At 70.5% G+C, this 18,802-nt stretch carries 18 protein-coding genes; 7 read left to right on the forward strand and 11 right to left on the reverse strand.

What is annotated here, in order from left to right; translation table 11 throughout:
* Positions 1-771, reverse strand: a complete 771-nt coding sequence (locus NS220_RS01810; RefSeq protein WP_058622396.1) for an SDR family NAD(P)-dependent oxidoreductase — start codon at positions 769-771, stop codon at positions 1-3.
* 191 nt (positions 772-962) lie between these two features.
* Between NS220_RS01810 and NS220_RS01815 the strand changes: the two genes are divergently transcribed.
* Entirely contained in the window at positions 963-1,520 is a 558-nt protein-coding gene (locus NS220_RS01815; protein ID WP_153004108.1) for a hypothetical protein, read from the forward strand.
* On the opposite strand, the gene NS220_RS01820 is transcribed toward NS220_RS01815, so the two are convergent.
* The 4 genes from NS220_RS01820 to NS220_RS01835 all read right to left on the reverse strand — a co-directional run bounded on the left by NS220_RS01820 (position 1,468) and on the right by NS220_RS01835 (position 6,215).
* On the reverse strand, positions 1,468-2,802 hold the full coding sequence (locus NS220_RS01820; protein ID WP_058622398.1) for a dihydrolipoamide acetyltransferase family protein: 1,335 nt from the start codon (positions 2,800-2,802) through the stop codon (positions 1,468-1,470). The genes NS220_RS01815 and NS220_RS01820 overlap by 53 nt on opposite strands.
* Positions 2,803-2,916: 114 nt before the next feature.
* Positions 2,917-3,894, reverse strand: a complete 978-nt coding sequence (locus NS220_RS01825) for an alpha-ketoacid dehydrogenase subunit beta (protein ID WP_058622399.1) — start codon at positions 3,892-3,894, stop codon at positions 2,917-2,919.
* Positions 3,891-5,021: a thiamine pyrophosphate-dependent enzyme gene (locus tag NS220_RS01830; protein WP_058622400.1), complete on the reverse strand. Its 1,131-nt coding sequence runs from the start codon at positions 5,019-5,021 to the stop codon at positions 3,891-3,893. The genes NS220_RS01825 and NS220_RS01830 overlap by 4 nt, the downstream gene beginning before the upstream one ends.
* A gap of 123 nt (positions 5,022-5,144) precedes the next feature.
* Positions 5,145-6,215 carry a histidinol-phosphate transaminase gene (locus tag NS220_RS01835; RefSeq protein ID WP_058622401.1) on the reverse strand — a complete coding sequence of 357 codons (1,071 nt, stop codon included), beginning with the start codon at positions 6,213-6,215 and terminating at the stop codon, positions 5,145-5,147.
* A 101-nt stretch (positions 6,216-6,316) separates the two neighbouring features.
* On the opposite strand from NS220_RS01835, the gene NS220_RS01840 reads away from it, so the two are divergent.
* From NS220_RS01840 to purB, 3 genes are all read left to right on the forward strand, one after another.
* Complete coding sequence (locus NS220_RS01840; protein ID WP_058622402.1) at positions 6,317-6,721, forward strand: phage holin family protein; 405 nt, start codon at positions 6,317-6,319, stop codon at positions 6,719-6,721.
* A 147-nt stretch (positions 6,722-6,868) separates the two neighbouring features.
* Positions 6,869-7,375 (forward strand): low molecular weight protein-tyrosine-phosphatase, encoded by a 507-nt coding sequence (locus NS220_RS01845; RefSeq protein WP_058622403.1) that lies wholly within the window; start codon positions 6,869-6,871, stop codon positions 7,373-7,375.
* A 27-nt stretch (positions 7,376-7,402) separates the two neighbouring features.
* Positions 7,403-8,782 (forward strand): adenylosuccinate lyase, encoded by a 1,380-nt coding sequence (gene purB / locus NS220_RS01850; protein WP_058622404.1) that lies wholly within the window; start codon positions 7,403-7,405, stop codon positions 8,780-8,782.
* A gap of 155 nt (positions 8,783-8,937) precedes the next feature.
* Here purB and NS220_RS01855 read toward each other — a convergent pair whose 3' ends face one another.
* From NS220_RS01855 to NS220_RS01865, 3 genes are all read right to left on the reverse strand, one after another.
* On the reverse strand, positions 8,938-10,011 hold the full coding sequence (locus tag NS220_RS01855) for a WxL protein peptidoglycan domain-containing protein (RefSeq protein ID WP_058622405.1): 1,074 nt from the start codon (positions 10,009-10,011) through the stop codon (positions 8,938-8,940).
* A 59-nt stretch (positions 10,012-10,070) separates the two neighbouring features.
* Positions 10,071-12,062, reverse strand: a complete 1,992-nt coding sequence (locus tag NS220_RS01860) for a purple acid phosphatase family protein (protein ID WP_058622406.1) — start codon at positions 12,060-12,062, stop codon at positions 10,071-10,073.
* 119 nt (positions 12,063-12,181) lie between these two features.
* Positions 12,182-13,396, reverse strand: a complete 1,215-nt coding sequence (locus tag NS220_RS01865) for a HupE/UreJ family protein (RefSeq protein ID WP_058622407.1) — start codon at positions 13,394-13,396, stop codon at positions 12,182-12,184.
* A gap of 143 nt (positions 13,397-13,539) precedes the next feature.
* On the opposite strand from NS220_RS01865, the gene NS220_RS01870 reads away from it, so the two are divergent.
* Positions 13,540-14,184, forward strand: a complete 645-nt coding sequence (locus tag NS220_RS01870) for a hypothetical protein (RefSeq protein ID WP_081322932.1) — start codon at positions 13,540-13,542, stop codon at positions 14,182-14,184.
* A gap of 19 nt (positions 14,185-14,203) precedes the next feature.
* Here the strand turns inward: NS220_RS01870 and NS220_RS01875 are convergent, their stop codons facing one another.
* Positions 14,204-14,512 (reverse strand): LPXTG cell wall anchor domain-containing protein, encoded by a 309-nt coding sequence (locus tag NS220_RS01875; RefSeq protein WP_058622409.1) that lies wholly within the window; start codon positions 14,510-14,512, stop codon positions 14,204-14,206.
* Positions 14,513-14,644: 132 nt separating this feature from the next.
* On the opposite strand from NS220_RS01875, the gene NS220_RS01880 reads away from it, so the two are divergent.
* Positions 14,645-15,685, forward strand: coding sequence for a zinc-dependent alcohol dehydrogenase family protein (locus NS220_RS01880; protein WP_058622412.1), 1,041 nt, complete (start codon positions 14,645-14,647; stop codon positions 15,683-15,685).
* A 29-nt stretch (positions 15,686-15,714) separates the two neighbouring features.
* Here NS220_RS01880 and NS220_RS01885 read toward each other — a convergent pair whose 3' ends face one another.
* Both NS220_RS01885 and NS220_RS01890 read right to left on the reverse strand, forming a co-directional pair.
* Complete coding sequence (locus tag NS220_RS01885; protein ID WP_081322933.1) at positions 15,715-16,089, reverse strand: amino acid transporter; 375 nt, start codon at positions 16,087-16,089, stop codon at positions 15,715-15,717.
* Entirely contained in the window at positions 16,086-16,721 is a 636-nt protein-coding gene (locus NS220_RS01890) for a hypothetical protein (RefSeq protein WP_058622410.1), read from the reverse strand. The genes NS220_RS01885 and NS220_RS01890 overlap by 4 nt, the downstream gene beginning before the upstream one ends.
* A gap of 237 nt (positions 16,722-16,958) precedes the next feature.
* Between NS220_RS01890 and NS220_RS01895 the strand changes: the two genes are divergently transcribed.
* Positions 16,959-18,802 (forward strand): DUF6531 domain-containing protein (locus tag NS220_RS01895; RefSeq protein ID WP_193755242.1); only part of this gene is annotated, 1,844 nt, incomplete at its 3' end.

Here is an 18,802-nt window from a genome sequence, read left to right on the forward strand (position 1 = left end):
CTACGCCCCGCGCTCCTCGTTGATGGAGTTCGCCCCGTCGACGACGAGCAGCTGACCCGTGATGTACGACGCTCCCCGGCTCGCGAGGAAGGCCACCGCAGCCGCGACTTCGAGAGGGGTCCCCGATCGCCCGACGGGCGTCGCGCGCCCCATCGCGATCTCGTGCTCGCTCGACGACGGCGTCGCGATCCACCCGGGCGCCACCGCGTTGACGGTGATCCCGGATGCCGCGACGTCGACCGCCGCGCCCCGGGTGAGCCCGAGCATGCCGGCCTTCGCCGCGTGGTACGCCACGTCACCGGTGTACGCCATGACGGGCCCGGAGAGGGATGCCATGTTCACGACGCGCCCGTATCCGGCCGCGCGCATCGCGGGGACGACGGCGCGCGTCATGCGCAGGGCGGTGGTGAGGTTCCGGTCCAGCGAGGTCAGCCACTGGTCGATCGTGATGTCGTCGATCGCGGCGGGCGAGTCCGCCTGAGAGACCGAGGTCATGCCGGCGTTGTTGACGAGGACCGTCGGCTCGCCGAACGCTTCTCGCGCCGTTCGGAGTACGGCATCCACCCCGTCCTGCACCGTCAGGTCGGCGGCCACGCCCCGAGCGTCGATGCCCGCCGCGCGGAGGTCGGCGACCCTCTCCTGGATGCGCTCGGTGGTCGAGGTGACGACCACGCGCATGCCCGCCTGACCGAGCAGGAGCGCGGTCGCGGCGCCGATGCCGTCGGCGCTTCCGGTGCCCGTGACGATGGCGATGTCGGGGGAGTCGGACATGGGGGCTCTCTTTCCCGGACGGGCGATGGAGGGGCGATGCCTAGTGAATGCGCTTCACTATATCGGCGTCGCCCGCCACCACGCCGCGTTCATGGCGCACGTCGCCCTCGGAGCGATGACGCGACAAGACGAATGCGGCGCCGTCGAAGTATCGGCGAACGCTGTCGCCTCCGGGCTGCCAGGATCACGATATGGAAGCCGGTCGCCCCGCAGAAACCCCCGTAGGAGCCTGGACTCCGCCGCCCTGGGGCGAGAGCACCCGCGCTCTGGCGTTGCTCAACGTCTTCGGCGGAGGCGCGGTCGTCGGCGTCGGGGCGGCAGCGTCACTCTGGGGGATGTGGACGGAGTACGACGGGGTGCTCACGCTCATCGGGATGGTCATCCTGCCGATCATCGTGGCCATCCCGTCGGCTCTGATCGGCCTGGTGATCGGGTTGCCGGTCCGGCTCGTCCCGCCGATTCGGCGGTGGTGGCTGTCGCACGGCGAGTACACGCTGATCGGCGCCGTGGGAGGTTTCATCGTCCTGATCGTCGGTGTGGTTCTCGCCCGGGCGGGAGCAGAAGCAGGTTCGCCGGGCGTGGACGGCTGGCAGTTCCTCGTCTCAGGATGGGCCGTGTTCTGCCTCAGCACGATGCACTTCGTGTGGCCCCGACGTTGGCTGCGGCCAGCCGGTGCTCGCGAGAGTCTCCCGTCCCTCAGTCCAGCAGCAGCGCCGGCTCCTCCAGAACGGATGCCACGTCCGCGATGAACCGCGAGATCCCGTCTCCGTCGACCACGCGGTGATCGAACGAACCCGACACAGTGGTCACCCAGCGCGGGCGCACCTCGCCGTCGACGACCCAGGGCTTCTGCCGGATCGCGCCGAGGGCGATGATGCCGGCCTCGCCGGGGTTGATGATCGGGGTGCCGGCATCCACGCCGAACACGCCGATGTTCGTGATCGTGAACGTGCCGCCGGTCTGGTCGGCGGGGCTGGTCTTGCCCTCGCGCGCGGTGAGGGTGAGGTGCTCAAGCGCCTTGGCGAGCTCGCGCGTGTTCATCGCCTGCGCGTCCTTGATGTTCGGCACGAGCAGGCCGCGGGGGGTCGCGGCGGCGATGCCGAGGTTGACGTAGTGACGCACCGAGATCTGCGCGCCGTCCTCGGTGTCGACCCAGGCGGCGTTGATCATCGGCGTGCGGCGCAGCGCCCAGATCACGGCACGCGCCATGATCAGCAGCGGCGAGATCTTCACGTCGGCGAAGTCGGGTGAGGCCTTCAGGCGCTTGACGAGCTCCATCGTGCGCGACGCGTCGACATCGACCCACACCGACACGTGCGGGGCCGAGTACGCACTCGAGGTCATCGCGTTGGCGGTGGCCTTGCGGACGCCGCGGACAGGGATCGACTCCTCGCGGGCATCGGCGGCCGGGGCGGGGGCGGATGCCACGGGCGCGGGCGCCGCGGGAGCGGCGACCGGGATCGTCTCCTCGCGCACGGTGCCCCACTCGGGCGTCTCGATGTTGCGGAAGACGCTCGCCTGCTCGGCGTGCTTCACGACGTCGTCGCGGGTGACCTCGCCCGCGGGGCCGCTGGGCGTCACGGCCGACAGATCGACCCCGAGGTCGCGCGCGAGCTTGCGGATCGGGGGCTTGGCGACGACACCGACCGATGCCTTCACCGGGCGCTCGGCGGGCTTGCGCCGCCGCGACGACACGGCGCCACCGGTGCCGTAGCCGACGAGCACGGCCCCGCCGGGGTCGCTGGGCTCCGGAACGGTGACGGGCTCGGCCGGCGCCGGGGCGGCGGCATCCGCTGCTCCGATCGTGATGATCGGCGCTCCGACCTCGACCGTGGAGCCCTCGGATGCCAGCAGCTCGCCGACCGTGCCGGAGTACGGCGACGGCAGCTCGACGAGCGACTTGGCGGTCTCGATCTCGACGATCACGTCGTTGACGGCGACGGTGTCACCCGGGGCGACGCGCCACTGCACGATCTCGGCCTCGGTGAGGCCTTCTCCGACGTCGGGGAGGACGAAGGTCTGCTCGGTCACGGTGGTGTCCTTTGCTCGCGAGACGTCATTCCGCTGACGAAACGGTGACGGGCTGTCGCGGTTTCGTCAGCGAGATGCAGTCTCGCGGTTCATGGCGGGGAGAGGAAGAGCGGGTCAGTACGCGAGAGACCGGTCGACGGCCTCGAGGATGCGGTCGGCGTCGGGCAGGTACGTGCCCTCGAGCTTCGCGGGCGGGAAGGGCACATCGAACCCCGACACGCGCAGCACCGGCGCCTCGAGCGCGAAGAACGCCTTCTCCATGACGGTCGCGGCGATCTCGGAGCCGAGCGAGGTGAAGCCCGGCGCCTCCTGCGCGTAGACCATGCGGCCGGTGCGGCGCACCGAGTCGAGCAGCGGACCGTAGTCGACCGGCGACAGCGAGCGCAGGTCGATGACCTCACAGCTCGTCCCCTCGCTCTCGGCCAGCGCCGCCGCCTGCAGCAGGGTCGTGACCATCGCGCCGTGGCCGACGAGGGTCACGTCGGTGCCGCGGCGGACGATGCGGCTCGCGTGCAGCGGAAGGGCGGGAGCTTCGAGGTCGACCTCGCCCTTCTGCCAGTACTTGGCCTTGGGCTCGAGGAAGACGACCGGGTCGGGCGAATCGATCGCCTGCTGGATCATCCAGTAGGCGTCGTTCGCGTTCGAGGGGCTGACCACGCGCAGACCCGCGGTGTGCGTGAAGTACGCCTCGGGGCTCTCCTGGTGGTGCTCGACCGCGCCGATGTGTCCGCCGTAGGGGATGCGGATGACGACGGGCATGCGCACCGCACCCTCGTGGCGGTTCGTGATCTTCGCCAGCTGCGAGGTGATCTGGTCGAAGGCGGGGAAGACGAAGCCGTCGAACTGGATCTCGAGCACGGGGCGGAAGCCGCCCATCGCGAGACCGATCGCGGTGCCGACGATCCCCGACTCGGCCAGGGGCGAGTCGATGACGCGCCGGGGACCGAAGTCCTTCTGCAGGCCCTCGGTCACGCGGAACACGCCGCCGAGCGGGCCGATGTCCTCGCCCATGAGCAGGACGCGGTCGTTCGTCTCGAGCGCGCGGCGCAGGCCCGCGTTCAGCGCGCGACTGATCGGGAGGTTCTCGGTCACTGCGCGCCCCCTTCCATCGACGCTTCGTAGTCGTCGAGCCAGCGCTGCTCCTCGGCGATCAGCGCGTGGGCCTCGGAGTAGACGCTCTCGAACATGTGCGCCCGCGGAATCGAGCCGAGCTCGTTGGTGCGCACGCGCACGTCGTCGGCGAGCGCGCGGCCCTCGGCATCCGCGTCATCGAAGAACTGCTGCGAGGCGCCGCGTCCCTCGAGGTACGCGCGCATGCGGGCGATCGGGTCGCGACCGGCCCACGCCTTCTCTTCGTCGGACGTGCGGTACTTCGTGGGGTCGTCGCTGGTGGTGTGCGCGCCCATGCGGTAGGTCATCGCCTCGATCGCGCGGGGGCCGAAGCCTGCGCGCGCCTCGTCGAGGGCGGTCTTCGACACGGCGTAGCTGGCGAGCACGTCGTTGCCGTCGACCTGGAGGCTCGGGATGCCGTACCCCTCGCCGCGCTTGTACAGCGGCGAGCGCGACTGCGTCGCGACGGGCACCGAGATCGCCCACTGGTTGTTCTGCAGGAAGAAGACCTCGGGGGTCTGGAAGCTCGCGGCGAAGACCATCGCCTCGTGCACGTCGCCCTGGCTCGAGGCGCCGTCGCCGTAGTAGACGATGACGGCCTCGTCGCGCTCGGGGTCGCCCGTGCCGCTCTTGCCGTCGAAGACGAGCCCCATCGCGAGGCCCGTGGCGTGCAGCGTCTGGGCGCCGAGCACGAGCGTGTAGATGTGCGTGTTGCCGTTCTTCGGGTCGGTCGGGTCCCACCCGCCGTGGGTGAGTCCGCGCATGAGCCGGATGATGTCGAGCGGGTCGACGCCACGGATACGGGTCACGACGTGCTCGCGATACGAGGGGAAGATGTGGTCCTGCGCGCGGGCGGCGCGGGCCGAGCCGACCTGCGCGGCCTCCTGCCCGAAAGACGGCGGCCACAGGGCGAGCTGTCCCTGACGCTGCAGGTTGGTGGCCTGCACGTCGAACGCGCGGATCGAGACCATGTCGCGGTAGAACGTCTCGAGTTCGGCGTCGGTGAGGGCGTCGATGAGCGGCAGGTAGCGCTCGGCGGCGGGCGTGGGGGCCAGCGTGCCGTCGGCTGCCAGAACGCGCACGAGAGCGGGATCGTCGAGCGGGGTCATGTTCCCACGCTAATGCTCGTCCTATGCCCGCGACCGCATGAGGTGTACAACGGATGCCGCGATTCGGCATCCATCATCGACAAAGCGGGCCGCGGTGGCTGAGCCCGTCGAAGCCACCGCGGGTCAGCGGTGCGCCGCGGCGACCTCGACGATGCGGTCGAGCGACTCTTCCTCACCGATCGAGATGCGCACGCCGTCGCCGGCGAACGGACGCACGACGAGACCGGCGTCTTCGAAGGCCGCGGCGATATCGAGCGTGCGCTCCCCCGCGGGCAGCCACACGAAGTTCCCCTGGGCGTCGGGGACCGACCAGCCCGCCTCACGCAGACGTGCGACGAGACGGTCGCGTCGCTCGGCGATCACGCCCACGCGCTCCAGCAGCTCCGATTCGACGGCGAGGCTCGCGAGCGCCGCCTCCTCGGCGGCCGCCGTGACCGACAGCGGGATCGCGGTGCTGCGCGCGGCATCCAGAACCCGCGTGTGCCCGATGGCGTAGCCGACGCGCAGCCCGGCCAGGCCGTACGCCTTGCTGAAGGTGCGGAGGACGACGATGTTCGGACGGGCGATGATCGCGCGCACGCGGTCTCCCTCGACCGAGGTGGGGTCGGTGACGAACTCGGCGTAGGCCTCGTCGAGCACGATCAGCACATCGGCGGGCACGGCGTCGACGAACGCGGCGAAGTCGTCGTGCGTGACCGTGGGGCCGGTGGGGTTGTTCGGGCTGCACACGATCACCAGGCGCGTGCGCTCGGTGATCGCCGCGGCCATCGCGGGAAGATCGTGCCGGGACTCCGCCGTGAGCGGCACCTGCACACTCGTGGCCCCCGCGACGGCGACGAGCGAGGGGTAGGCCTCGAACGAGCGCCAGGCGTAGACGACCTCGTCGCCCGGCCCCGACGTGGCGAGGAGCAGCTGAGCGAGCAGCGAGACGCTGCCGGCACCGACGTGCACGTCGTCGGGAGAGACGCCGTGCCGTGCGGCGAGACGCTCGCGGAGGCGGGCGGCCGTGGCATCCGGATACCTATTGATGCCGGATGCCGCCTGGATCGCCTCGAGCACGCCCGGGAGCGGGTCGAAGGGGTTCTCGTTGCTCGACAGCTTGAACGCGTCGGCGCTGGCCTGCCGCCCCTGGCGGTACGCCGGCAGCGCGGCGATCTCGGGGCGGATACGGGGGAGGACCGGCTCTTCACTCACCCCGCGAGCCTAACCGCGGGGCAGGTGGAAGCGTCAGTGCCTTCGCCGGGATCTGTCGCAAGCCCCTGCGCGGCGAAGGGGGCCCGTGCCAGGGTGGGAGCATGCGCTTCGTCGTCCGCGTCGCCGTCAACGCCTTCGCCATCTGGATCGTCACACTGCTTCCCGCTCTGCAGGTGCAGCTGATCCCCTTCGCACCCGGGGAGTGGCTGCAGGTTGCCCTCACCCTGCTGTTGGTGGGGCTCATCTTCGCCCTCGTCAACACGATCGTCGGGACGGTCGTCAAAGTGGTGGCGATCCCGCTGTACATCCTCACGCTCGGACTCATCTCGCTCGTCATCAACGGCTTCCTCCTGTGGCTGACCGCCGTGATCACGTCGAACTGGGACTGGGGCCTGCGCACCGGGGAGTTCTGGCTCACGGTCGTGGCGGCGCTGCTGATCGGCATCATCAACGCCGTGCTCGGCGGCATCCTGCGCCCTCGTCGAGACGAGCGTTCACGCCGCTGATGCGGTGAGACCGCCTCGCACCACCGAGGTCCCCGAGGCCGTCGAAGGGACCGGGACCCGAATCCACCCGGATGCTTCGACGGGCTCCGCCTCCTGCGCCGGGAATCGAGGCGTGCGGTCGCGCCTCGTCCCCGCCATGATGGAGGGATGACCGCGAGTGCCGACGCGCCCTTCCGCGTCGTGTTCGTGTGCAGCGGCAACATCTGCCGCTCCCCCATGGCCGATGTGGTCTTCCGCCATCTCGCCGATGCCTCCGGGCTCGGAGCGCATGTCGCGTCGTCGTCCGCCGGTACCGGCGACTGGCACGTGGGCGAGCGCGCCGACCACCGCACGCTCGAAGCTCTCGAACGCCTCGGCTACGACGGGTCCGCGCATCGCGCCCGGCAGTTCCAGTACGCCGATTTCGAGCGCAACGACCTCGTGGTCGCCCTCGACCGAAGCCATGAGCGCGTCCTGCGCGGCTGGGCACGCGACGACGATGCGGCCGACAAGATCACCCTGCTGCAGTCGTTCGTCCCGGATGCCGATACCCTCGACGTCCCCGATCCGTACTACGCGGGCCCCCCGATGTTCGACGAGGTGCTCGGTATGATCGAACGCGCCAGCCGCGCCCTGTTCCGGCAGCTCGAGCCCGCCATCCGTTCCGCGGGCTGACCCTTTCGCGCGACCCCCGGGAGACCCGTGTCCTCTCTGCCTCCGCAGCCCCTCAGCCCCCTCGACGGTCGGTACTTCGCCACCGTGTCCGAGATCGGCGACTACCTGTCGGAGGCGGGCCTGAACCGCGCCCGCGTCGAGGTCGAGGTCGAGTGGCTGCTCGCCCTCACCGACCGCTCGCTCTTCGGCACCTCGCCGGTCTCCGACGCCGACCGCGCGAAGCTCCGCGCGCTCTACGAGGAGTTCGGCGCCGACGAGATCGCGTGGCTCAAGGAGAAAGAGGCGGTCACCCGCCACGACGTCAAGGCCGTCGAGTACCTCGTGCGCGACCGCCTCGACACCCTCGGGCTCACGGGGCTCGCCGAGCTCACGCACTTCGCGTGCACCAGCGAAGACATCAACTCCACCGCCTACGCCCTCACCGTGCAGCGCGCGGTCGAGCGCGTGTGGCTGCCGAAGCTGCGCGCGGTCACGGCCGCTCTCGCCGAGCTCGCCGTGCAGCACCGCGACGCCGCGATGCTCTCGCGCACGCACGGCCAGCCCGCCACGCCCACGACGATGGGCAAAGAGATCGGCGTCTTCGCGTGGCGCCTGGAGCGCGTCATCCGTCAGCTGGATGCCGGGGAGTACCTCGCGAAGTTCTCCGGCGCGACCGGCACCTGGTCGGCGCACGTCGCCGCCGAGCCCGACGTCGACTGGCCGTCGCTGACGCGGGAGTTCATCGAGTCGCTGGGCCTGGGCTTCAACCCGGTCACCACGCAGATCGAGTCGCACGACTGGCAGGTCGAGCTCTACGACCGCGCGCGTCACGCGGGCGGCATCCTGCACAACCTCGCGACCGACATCTGGACCTACATCTCGCTCGGCTACTTCACGCAGATCCCCGTCGCCGGCGCCACGGGCTCCTCGACGATGCCGCACAAGATCAACCCGATCCGCTTCGAGAACGCCGAGGCGAACCTCGAGATCGCTGGCGGGCTGTTCTCGACCCTGGCGTCCACCCTCGTCACCAGCCGCCTGCAGCGCGATCTGACCGACTCGACGACGCAGCGCAACATCGGCGTCGCGTTCGGGCACTCCCTGCTCGCTCTCGACAACCTGCAGCGCGGCCTGACCGAGATCTCGCTCGCCGAGGACGTGCTGCTCGCCGACCTCGACGTGAACTGGGAAGTGCTCGCCGAAGCGATCCAGACCGTCGTGCGCGCCGAGATCGCCGCCGGCCGCTCGCAGATCACCGACCCCTACGCCCTGCTGAAGGACCTGACGCGCGGACGCCGCGTCGGCGGGCCCGAGCTGGCGGAGTTCGTGCGCGGCCTCGACATCGGGGATGCCGCGAAGGAGCGCCTGCTCGCCCTGACGCCCGCCGCCTACGCGGGCCTGGCGTCGCGGGTGGTCGACGCGCTGTAAAGCGCCGCGACGTGCCGCCGGGCGGAGTCGAACGGCGGACACACCGGGCCGCGGCACCGGGACGCGGCGTGTCCGCCGTGCACTCCGCCTGAGGGGACCTCTGCGAGCGGGCGGCCGGTTCATCCACACCCGGGTGGCCGGCACCCCTCGGAGGACTACGAGAGCGGCCCCGCCGACACGGTGGGAACGGCCTCCTTCTCTGCGAGCGAACGCGCCACGGCTTTGGCGACGCGGGCGTCCTCGGCATCCTGTCGACGACGACGACGGTCGCGCAGCCAGCGGGGACCGAAGACAGCCGCAGCGACGATGAGCAGCAGAACGACGAGGAGCGGCCACGGCACGGCCCAGCCCGTCGCCGAGGCGACGACCGGGTCGAGATCCGTGGTCGATCCCGAGGCATCGGTCACCGTGGGCGTCGCCGTCACCGAGGCCCACACCATCCCCATCGCGGCGACGGCCGGAACGCGCACGTCCCGCTGCCAGGACTCTCCCGGGAGCAGGACCGGGGCCGCGTCACCGGGAATCGCGTCGACCTCGCCCCAGCCGAAGGGGCCCGCGACGGCATCGGCGTCGGTCGCGGTGAGCGAGACGTTACCGGCGTTGTGGAGGCGATAGTGCACGGTGGCGTCCCCGAAGAGGAACGGCACGGCGCCTCCGTCCCAGTCGACGCGGAGATCGTCGACCGCGAGGGCCGGGGCCAGGTCGCCGCCCACGCGAATACCGGCACGGATACCGAGACGGCGGTCGACGTTGACGTTCGCCGTCTGATCGGCCACGGTGAGCGAGGTCACGACGCCACCGGCGTAGTCGCCGGGGGTGGCATCGGCGGGGATGTCGATCGTGAAGGGCACCTCGACGGTCTGCCCGCCGGGCACCGACACGTGATGCTGCGGAACGACGATCCACTTGCCCACGCCCACCGGTTCCTCGGCGGCGAGACGAAGATCGACGGCCCCCGTCGAGGTGGTGTACCCGTCGGCGGCGTAGACGTCGAGCTCGACGGCCTCGGTGCCGCGGTTCGCGATGACGAGGCCGTCGTCGAGGTGGGCCCCGGGGTTCAGCGCGTAGGAGAAGTTCGTGCGATCGGCACCGAGCTCGTTCGACGCCGTGCGCACGGTCCAGGTGACGTCGTCGGTCGCGGCAGAGGCCGCGGGGGTGCCGCCGAACAGAACGCCCGCGATCACGAGCGGAGCGAGGGCCGCGGCGAGCAGAGGGGGGAAACGGTTCATGAGGGATCCTTCGGAAGAGGCCGGCGGGGAGCGAACTCCCCGCCGGCCCGGTTCGCTGGTCAGCCGGCCAGCGCGGTGAGGGTTAGGGTCGCGCGGTAGCTTCCCTTGTCGATCGAGTTGGGGATCTTCAGGTCGAGGTCCGCGCCCACGACGCCCGCGCCACGGTCGTGACCCATGGCCGCGGAGCTGAGGACCCGCGAGGTGGACAGGCCGTCGCCGCCGTCGTAACCGGAGCCGACTGCCGCACCCGCGGACGCACCCGCGCCCGCCGTGACGACCTTCGGCGTCCAGCCGAGGTACTTGCCCTCGAAGGTCTTGGTGCCGTCGGTGAAGGTGCCCACCGACGCCGAGACCGACCAGGCCGCCTTGCTGCGACGGGTGTCGGTCACGGCGATCGGGTTGATCTGACCTGTCGCCTCGAAGTACTGGAGGTTCTTCTCCTCGGCGGTGCCGAGGTCGACCAGACCGTTGTGGCCGTTGATCGTCCAGCCGAACTCGCCCGGCGCACCCGAGGGCACGTCGACCTGGATGTCCTGTCCGTCACCGTGGTTGGGGTGGATGGTCACCTCGTCCTGGATCGACCCGACGGCCTCGGCCGGCTGCGTGCCGTTCTGCGGGCCGCACCACAGCACGCGGTTCAGCTCGACGGCGGCGTTCGGGGCCGAGCAGTCGCCGGAACGGATGTTCTGGACGACGAGCTGGTCCTTCTGCACCTGGACCTTGACGTAGGTGCGGACGTGCTCCTGGTTCTCGACGGAGTTGTACCAGTAGTTGTTCGGGTTCAGCGGGTCGGCGCCGTTTCCCGCACCGCTCGTGCCGCTGTTGTCCGGCGCGGTGATGTCGTAGTACTTGGATCCGGATGCCGAGTTCGCGGTGACGTACACGACGCCGCCGGGGCCCTCGAAGACCTCGTCCTGGCCCGGCTTCTCGCCGGCGTTCGCCTTCGCGCCGTTCTTGATCTCGTACGAGCGCGAGTAGCTGTGGTCGTGACCCTGGAGGACCAGGTCGACGCCGAGCTTCGAGAACGCGGTCGGGAAGTCGACACGGCGGACCTTGTTGTCGGCGTCCTTCGCGTGATCGGCCGGCGAGTAGATCGCGTGGTGGTACACGAGCACCGTGTACTTCGCCTCGGCGCCGTGCTTGTTCACGACGTCGGTGACATAGGCCACGTGAGCGTCGTCGCCGCCGCCGCCCTGCGAGGTGGCGTAGCTGTTGCTGTTGAGGTCGATGAACAGCGTGTCCTTGTAGATGAACCAGTAGTCACCGCCCGACTCGGTCCCGGTGCTCGCGGCACCCTTGCGGTAGTACGCGCCCGAGCGGTCGGTGTTCGGGGTGTACAGGTGCTGCTCGTAGGCCTTGCCGCCCACGTCGTGGTTGCCGATCGTGGCGACCCAGGGGTACTGGCGCAGCTCGTCGGGAGCGAGGAAGGCGCTCCACTGGTCTTCCTTGTTCGCGGAGTCGACCTGGTCGCCGCCCGAGACGAGCAGTTCGGCGTTCGGGTTGGCGCTGAGGGCGACCTTCGTGGTGTCCTGCCACCCCGCCTGGTCCTTCGCGACGTCACCGGACGAACCGATCTGCGGGTCCCCGAAGAAGAGGAAGTCGTAGTCGCCCTCGAACGACTGCGTCTTGAACGCGTAGGTCGGCGACCAGTTGCCGTCGGATCCCACGCGGTACGAGTACCCCGTGCTCTCCGCGAGGCCCGTGATCGTGGCGTGGCGGTTGTACCCGCCGCTCGTGGCGATGTTGGCGGTCCCGGATGCCGAGAACGTCGTGGCCGACGCGGGGAACTCGCCGTTCACGAGCGTCGAGGTCGGGGCGACCTGCACCGACTGCGCGGTGTCGGCCGAGGAGTACCAGGTGACGATGCGCTGTGCTTCGTCGGCTCCGACGCCGAGGATGACGCCGGAGAGGGTCGCCGGGGAGTCGGCCTGCGCGGCCGATGCCACCGCTGTGCCCGAGAGCACGAGCGAGACGCCGACGACGGCCGTTGCGATCCACGTGGCGCGCGGACGCGTGCGCGTCCCGTGCGACGTCGATGCGAAAGGGAGCATGACTGTCCATTTCTCTAGGTGGGGGAACCCGCGATGGCGGGCTCCCCCACGCTCCGCCCGCGCGGTGACCATCGGATGAATGCTTGACTCAGTGCACCTATCGAATCGCTCAACGCTCGTCACTCGATGCCCAGGACGCGCTGGACGAACCACACGAGTCCGGCCACCGTGACGACGACCGCGAGCAGACCGCTCGCCCACATCCCGATGCGGGGGTAATGGCGTCGCAGCAGGACGAGCAGCGGGAAGGCGACGACGATGATGCCGATCTGCACCGCCTCGATGCCGACGTTGAACACCAGCAGCGACCAGAGCAGCGTCCACGACCACGGCTCGTCGATGCCCAGCGCCGAGGCGAAGCCCAGCCCGTGCACGAGTCCGAAGAGGAAGACGACCCCCACCCGCAGCCATCCCGCTCGATCGAGGCGGAGGAACCCGTGGGCGTGCGACAGGTCTTGATCGACCTTGCCGCCGCGCCACAACCGCCAGAGGTACCAGGCGCCGACGACGGCGATAGAGAGCGCGATCGTGGGCTCGACGAGCTCGGGAGGGGCCGCGACGACCCCGGTCGCCGCGAGGATGAACGTCACCGAGTGGGCGAGCGTGAACGTCGTGGCGGCGATCACGACCTCGCGCAACCGCCTGGAGCCGACGATCAGCGCGAGCAGGAACAGGATGTGGTCGATCCCGGTCAGCAGGTGCTCTGCGCCGAGGCGGAAGAACTCCCAGAAGCGTTCGAGCGGCGACTGCGCCGTCGTGAACGACGGGTGCTCGGCATCCAGGACCGTGCTCCCCTCGTGCAGGTCGAGGGCGTAGGTGAGGATCGTCTTGGTGTCGGTGACGAAGCCCTCGCTGTCGGGGAAGAGCGTGGAGACGACCTCGTGCCCGTTCTCGGACGGCGGGCAGGCGTCGTCCAGCTCGAGCACGGCGTAGGGCACGCCGTCCTGCGTCGTCATGGCGATGTCGTCCGCGAGCGTGGGGGCGCACGCCTGTCCCCCGGCGTCGATGCGGAAGCGCTCGGTCACGTACGACGACACGGCGGGACGGTGCGCCTGGAGGACGGCGATCTGCTGGTCGCTGTCCCCGGCGGTGAAGGCATCCATGCCGGCGCGGTACAGCGGGTCGTCTTTCGCCGCGTCCGCCGCTGAGACGACGAAGAGGTCGTACTCGACCTGCAGCTTCGTGTGCACGACGCCCGGACCGCCGCTGGACAGGTCGGCGTAGACCACCGAGAGGATGCCGTGCGCCGACGCCGGCGTCGCCGAGGCGAGGAGCGCGACCAGACCGACGAGGAAGAGAAGGGCGCGCGCCGCGCGCCGGACCACTGAAGACATGAACACCTTTCCGCCACGAGGGTGCTCCGCGGTGCTGAACGGCGGGACGCGGCGGAGAGAACGGAAACGAAACGTGCGCCCGCCGTTCTCCCGCGCGCCACCCGCATCGCTCACGGCGAGCGCACAGTGAGACGGTGAGGCGCATGATGACCGCGGTGGCGACGATCGTCGCCCTGACCCTGCTGACCGGGTGTTCCACGGAGCCCGGATGGAGCGAGATGCGGCCGGAGCCTTCGCCTATCGGTTCACCCGGTGCGGGCTTCTTCCCCGCCACGCCTCCCGCGCCCGAGTCGACTCACACCCCGTCGCCCGGATCGTGGGACGGAGTGGGCGCGCCCGAGGGCTACCGTGTCGTCCTGCTCACCGTCGGCGACGACGCGCCGACCGCCGTGCTCGTCCGGGCGGTGCAGGAATGGGCGACCGAGACCCGGGCCGACCTGGAGGTCGTGCACGCCGACGCCGACATGATCGACGGCATCGTCGCCGCCATGAACATGAATCCCGACCTGATCATCAGCGCCGGCGACGCCCTGGTCGACCCGCTCGCCACGGTGACCGCGAGCCATCTCGATCGGCAGTTCCTCGTCGTCGGTGCGGAGCTGGCCGAGCCGACCGAGAACGTGACGGCGGCCGACTGGACGGGAGCCGCCTACCGTGGCGAGGGCCTCGGCACGGCATCCGCGTACGACCCCGCCTCCTTCACGCCCGAACGCGCGGCTGCGGCCGTGCGCGCGGGCGTCGCCTCGGTGCTCACGGGGCAACGGGGAATCGTGCTCTGGATGCAGTGACACGGCGGGCCGACGACGGTCAGCCGGCGCGACGGCGGGAGCGCGCGATGAGGGCGCCGGCGGCGAGGGCCCCCACCCCGAGGATGATCCCCACGACAAGCATCCCGGCATCCTGTCCCGTAGCCGGAAGGTTCCCGCGCGTCTCCGGGGCCGCGGAAGACCCACCGTCGAGAGAGGATGGCACCGGGGTGGGTGCGGGGCTCTGCCGACTGCTCGCCGGCACCTCTACGACGATGGTCTGGGTGTCGGAGGCCGTGCCGGGGTCCGCGGTCGGTGCCGCGGCGAGGACGACCGTCAACACCAGCGCGACCCGCGAGAACCCGGACACGAGACCCCTTTCCTCGGCCTACTGTGCCGGGCGGAGGTGGCCGACGCTCCCGCACCGATCAACCGACCGTCAAACGCGGGGCGAAGAACCTGCGTCCTGACGGCCTTCGACGAGGGCGGGAGAATGGATGCCATGCGCGCGATGATCATGGATGCCCTGGCCGCCGCTCTCGAGGTGCGTGAGGTCGAGGCCCCGGCCGCCCCCGACGGCGGGGTCGTGGTCGAGGTGCACGCGACCGGACTCTGCAAGAGCGACTGGCATGCGTGGGTCGGGCACGATGATGTCGCGCTCCCCCACGTGCCGGGCCACGAGCTGGCGGGGGTCATCGTCGAGGTCGGGGAAGGCGTGCAGCGCTGGAACGTCGGCGATCGTGTCACGGTGCCGTTCGTGATGGGCTGCGGAGCGTGCGAGTGGTGCGTGGGCGGCAACGCGCAGGTGTGCCCGGACCAGCAGCAGCCCGGCTTCACGCAGTGGGGGTCGTTCGCCGAGCGGGTCGTGCTGCGCGCGGCCGACACGAACGTCGTGCGGATCCCCGACGGCGTCTCGTTCGAGGCGGCCGCGGCCCTGGGGTGCCGCTTCGCCACCGCCTATCGCGCCCTCACCGGCCGGGCGCGCGTGCAGGCCGGCGAGTGGATCACCGTCGTGGGCGCCGGGGGCGTCGGTCTCAGCGCCGTCATGATCGGGGTGGCTCTCGGTGCACGGGTGATCGTCGTCGATCGCACCCCCGCAGCCCTCGAGGCAGCGGCCCGGCTCGGCGCCGAGCACACACTGCTCGCCGACGGATCCGACATCCCCGCCGCCGTGCACGAACTCACGGGAGGGGGCAGTCAGGTGTCCGTCGACGCGGTCGGGAGTGCCCAGACCTCGCGCGACGCCGTCCTGAGCCTGCGCCGACGGGGACGTCACGTGCAGATCGGGCTGCTGCCCACCGCCGACGGGATGACGGCCATGCCCATGGCGCGCGTGATCGCGTGGGAGCTCGACCTTCTCGGCAGCCACGGCATGGCCGCGGTCGACTACCCCGAGATGCTCTCTCTCATCGAAAGCGGAGCCCTGCGCCCGCACGACCTCGTCGAGCGCGTGATCGGGCTGGGCGAGGCGACGACCCTGCTTCCCGCGATGGACACGGCCTCACCGGCGGGCATGACGATGATCGACCCGCGGCGCGCCTGACGCGCGGGGCCGCGCCTGACGCGCGGGGCTCAGCCGCGGGACTTCTCGGGGCCGTCGTCGGCGCGCGGAGCCTCGGGGGTGCCCGCGGCTTCGGGGGCGGCGGCATCCGGAGTGTCGCGGGGCAGGAGCAACGGCCGGTCGACGGTCGTGGTGACCTTCGCGGGATCGACGACGAGCAGGAGGAGCGCGACGGTGATGAGCACGACGATGAACGTCACGCCGGCCGCGACGAGTCCGACGACCAGGGCGCGCTGGATCTCATCGGCGGGGCGCGTCTGGAAGAAGCCCATCGACATCAGCGTGGTGAAGCCGGCGAACAGGGCGGCGCCGAAAGCGAGCCCCAGGAGCTGAATCGGCTTCATGAGGTCGCGGCGGGTCGGTTTTTCGGCGGGCTTGTCGGTCACGACACGGCCTCCTCGGTGGGTGCGGCCGGAATCGGCTCGGGGCGGCGGGGCGAGAACCCCGCGATCGCCAGGAAGACCGCGACGACCGCCGCGTAGCCACCGAAGAGGCCCACGGCGATGACGATCCCGGTCAGGGTGAACGAGCCAGCGCCCTCGATGGCGTAGCCGAGCGAGTACTGCGGGCTGGTGATCAGAAGGACGACCGCGAGGACGAGCGTCAGGATGCCGATCAGCAGGCCGTCGCGCGGGGCGGCGGCCGTGCGACCGGCTCGGCGGTCGCGCACAGCGGCGATGACCTCGATCAGGCCGCTGACGACCGCCCACGAGATGACGATGCCGAAGAAGAAGCCGGTCTCGCGCCACGAGGGCACGCTCGCCGCCATACCCGCCACCGCCGAGACGACCGCGAGCACGATGACCGTCGCGCGCTGCCCGTGGGGGAAGACGAGCCAGGCCGAGAGCGCGAAGACGAGCGCGGTGGCGAGGGCGAAGCCGCTGAAGACCGCGAGGCCGACGGGCGCGGAGTGATCCGACGAGAACGTGACCATCGCTGCGGCGATGGCGGCGAAAAGGGCGCGCGCGAGCTGCAGGTGACGCACGTCGAAAGCGCGCGCAGAAGAGGAAGTGGCCACGGAAGATCCCGGAAGAACGGTGTCGATGGCATCCAGTCTATTCCTCGGGGAGCGGCCGACCTCCGGGGAGCCTGGATGCCGTCGACCTCATCGACAATCCCCAGCCGAGGTGGCTTTTCCTAGGCGCAGACGACGCCCAAAAGCAAGTCTTCCGCTCGCCACAGACCCGCGAGCTAGTCTTTCTGACGCCATGAGCGGTTGGTGGGTGGCCGCACGTCGTCTATGGGGGGGGTTTCGATGAGCGATGTCGATCTCGAGGTGTATGGGGCGCCGGATCTGACGTATGACTTTGCGGCGGCGGATGCCGTTGTGTCCGCCGCGAACGCGGCCGCGAACTCCGTCGAGGATCAGACTGCCTCGCGGATCTCGTATGCGGCGACGGCGCGGACGGATTTCTCGGGGTATTTCTCGGAGTTGTTCAACGCGAACGCCGATATCGCCGCGGGTGATGCCCGTGAGCTGGTGTACCGGCTGCGCGACATCGCGTCGTTCATGGGGCGGTTGAGCGATGCGGCGCGCGAGGAGAACGCCCGTCGGAAGCGGGCGCGGGAGTGGCGCGACCGTGTGGAGGCGCGGCGGTCGAACTGGCTGGATGCCACGTGGGATGACATCTTCGGTGAGGAGCCGCCGCCCACCGCGGGTGAGATCAGCCCGCCGGTGTTCCAGTCCACGGCTCTGACGCCCTCGGCGCGGCAGACGCCGGCACCGGGCAGTGGCGGAGGCGGGGGCGGGACGTCGTCGGCGCGGCCGGAGAACCTCCGCTCGTTCGCCGCCGGCAACGCGGAGCTGGACGCGGGACTGTCGGCGCATCCGGGTCGACTCTCGGAGTGGACGAGCGACTTCATGTCGACGTGCGATTTCGGTGGGATCGATGTCAGTCCCGTGGTGTCGGGGTTCCGGGCGTGGCTGGATGCGAATGCGAACGATTCGGCGTGGGCGAACACGATCGCGCAGGCGTTCGAGGACGCCGGGACCAATGGGGGGATCGGGACGGTGTCGGATGCCGCGTTGGCGGCGTCGCTGGCGGCGGCGGGGGTGTCCGCGACCCGGCAGGATCTGGTGATCGACCCGCCGACGGCGTGGGGTGGGGCTCCGACGACGGGGTTCGTGAACGACCCCGTGAACTCTGCGACGGGAAACTTCTTGGAGCCGGAGAACGATCTCCCGTTCCCGGCGGCGACGGGCCTGTTGTCGCTGACACGGATGTACAACTCGTTGAACGAGGGTGCGGGGGTGTTCGGTGTCGGGTGGTCGTCGGTCCTCGACGTCACCCTGTTGCTGTCGGACGATGATGCCCGGTTCGTGATGGCGGACGGGCGGCAGGTCGTGTTCGGTGTCGATGGGCGCGAGTGGGCGCGAGCGACGGGGGAGAACTACTGGCTGGCGCGCGTGCCGTCCGCCGACCTCCGCGCCCGGGGCCTCGACGCCCCCGACGGGCTGCTCGTCACCGACAACGCCGGCGGGTGGTGGGCGTTCACCACCGGCGGCGACTGGCTCGGTGCCGGTGCCGGGGCCGGCAACGTCGTCACCGTCCTCCGGGATGCCGCCGGCGCGATCGTCGCGCTGGAGCACTCCCGCGACCGCCGCGTCGACGTGGAGTACGCGGACGGGCTCGTCGCATCCGTCACCTCCTCGGATGGCCGCCGGGTCGAGTACCTCTACGACGAGGGCCGTCGCCTGACCGCCGTGACCGGTCCGGGCGGCACGCGGACGTACCGGTGGAACGACGACGACCTCATCGACCAGGTCACCGCCGCGACCGGCGTCATCGAGTGCACGAACGTGTACGACGCGCAGCGGCGGGTGCGGGAGCAGACCACGGAGTTCGGGCGTCACACTCGCTTCACCTACCTCTCCGGCCGGGTCACCGAGGTCGCGGACAGTGACGGGTCGAACGCGAACACGTGGATCGCCGACCGCAAGGGCCGCCTGGTCGGGATCATCGACACCGACGGCAACCGCCAGTCGATGGCGTACGACCCCACCGGCAACCTCGTCTCCGTCACCGACCGTGAAGGACGCATCACCGTCCACGCGTACGACACCCGCGGACGCAAGACCCGCACCGTCACCCCCGACGG

Origin of the sequence: Microbacterium testaceum, assembly GCF_001476655.1 — a bacterium.
GTDB classification, from domain to species: Bacteria; Actinomycetota; Actinomycetes; order Actinomycetales; family Microbacteriaceae; genus Microbacterium; species Microbacterium testaceum_C.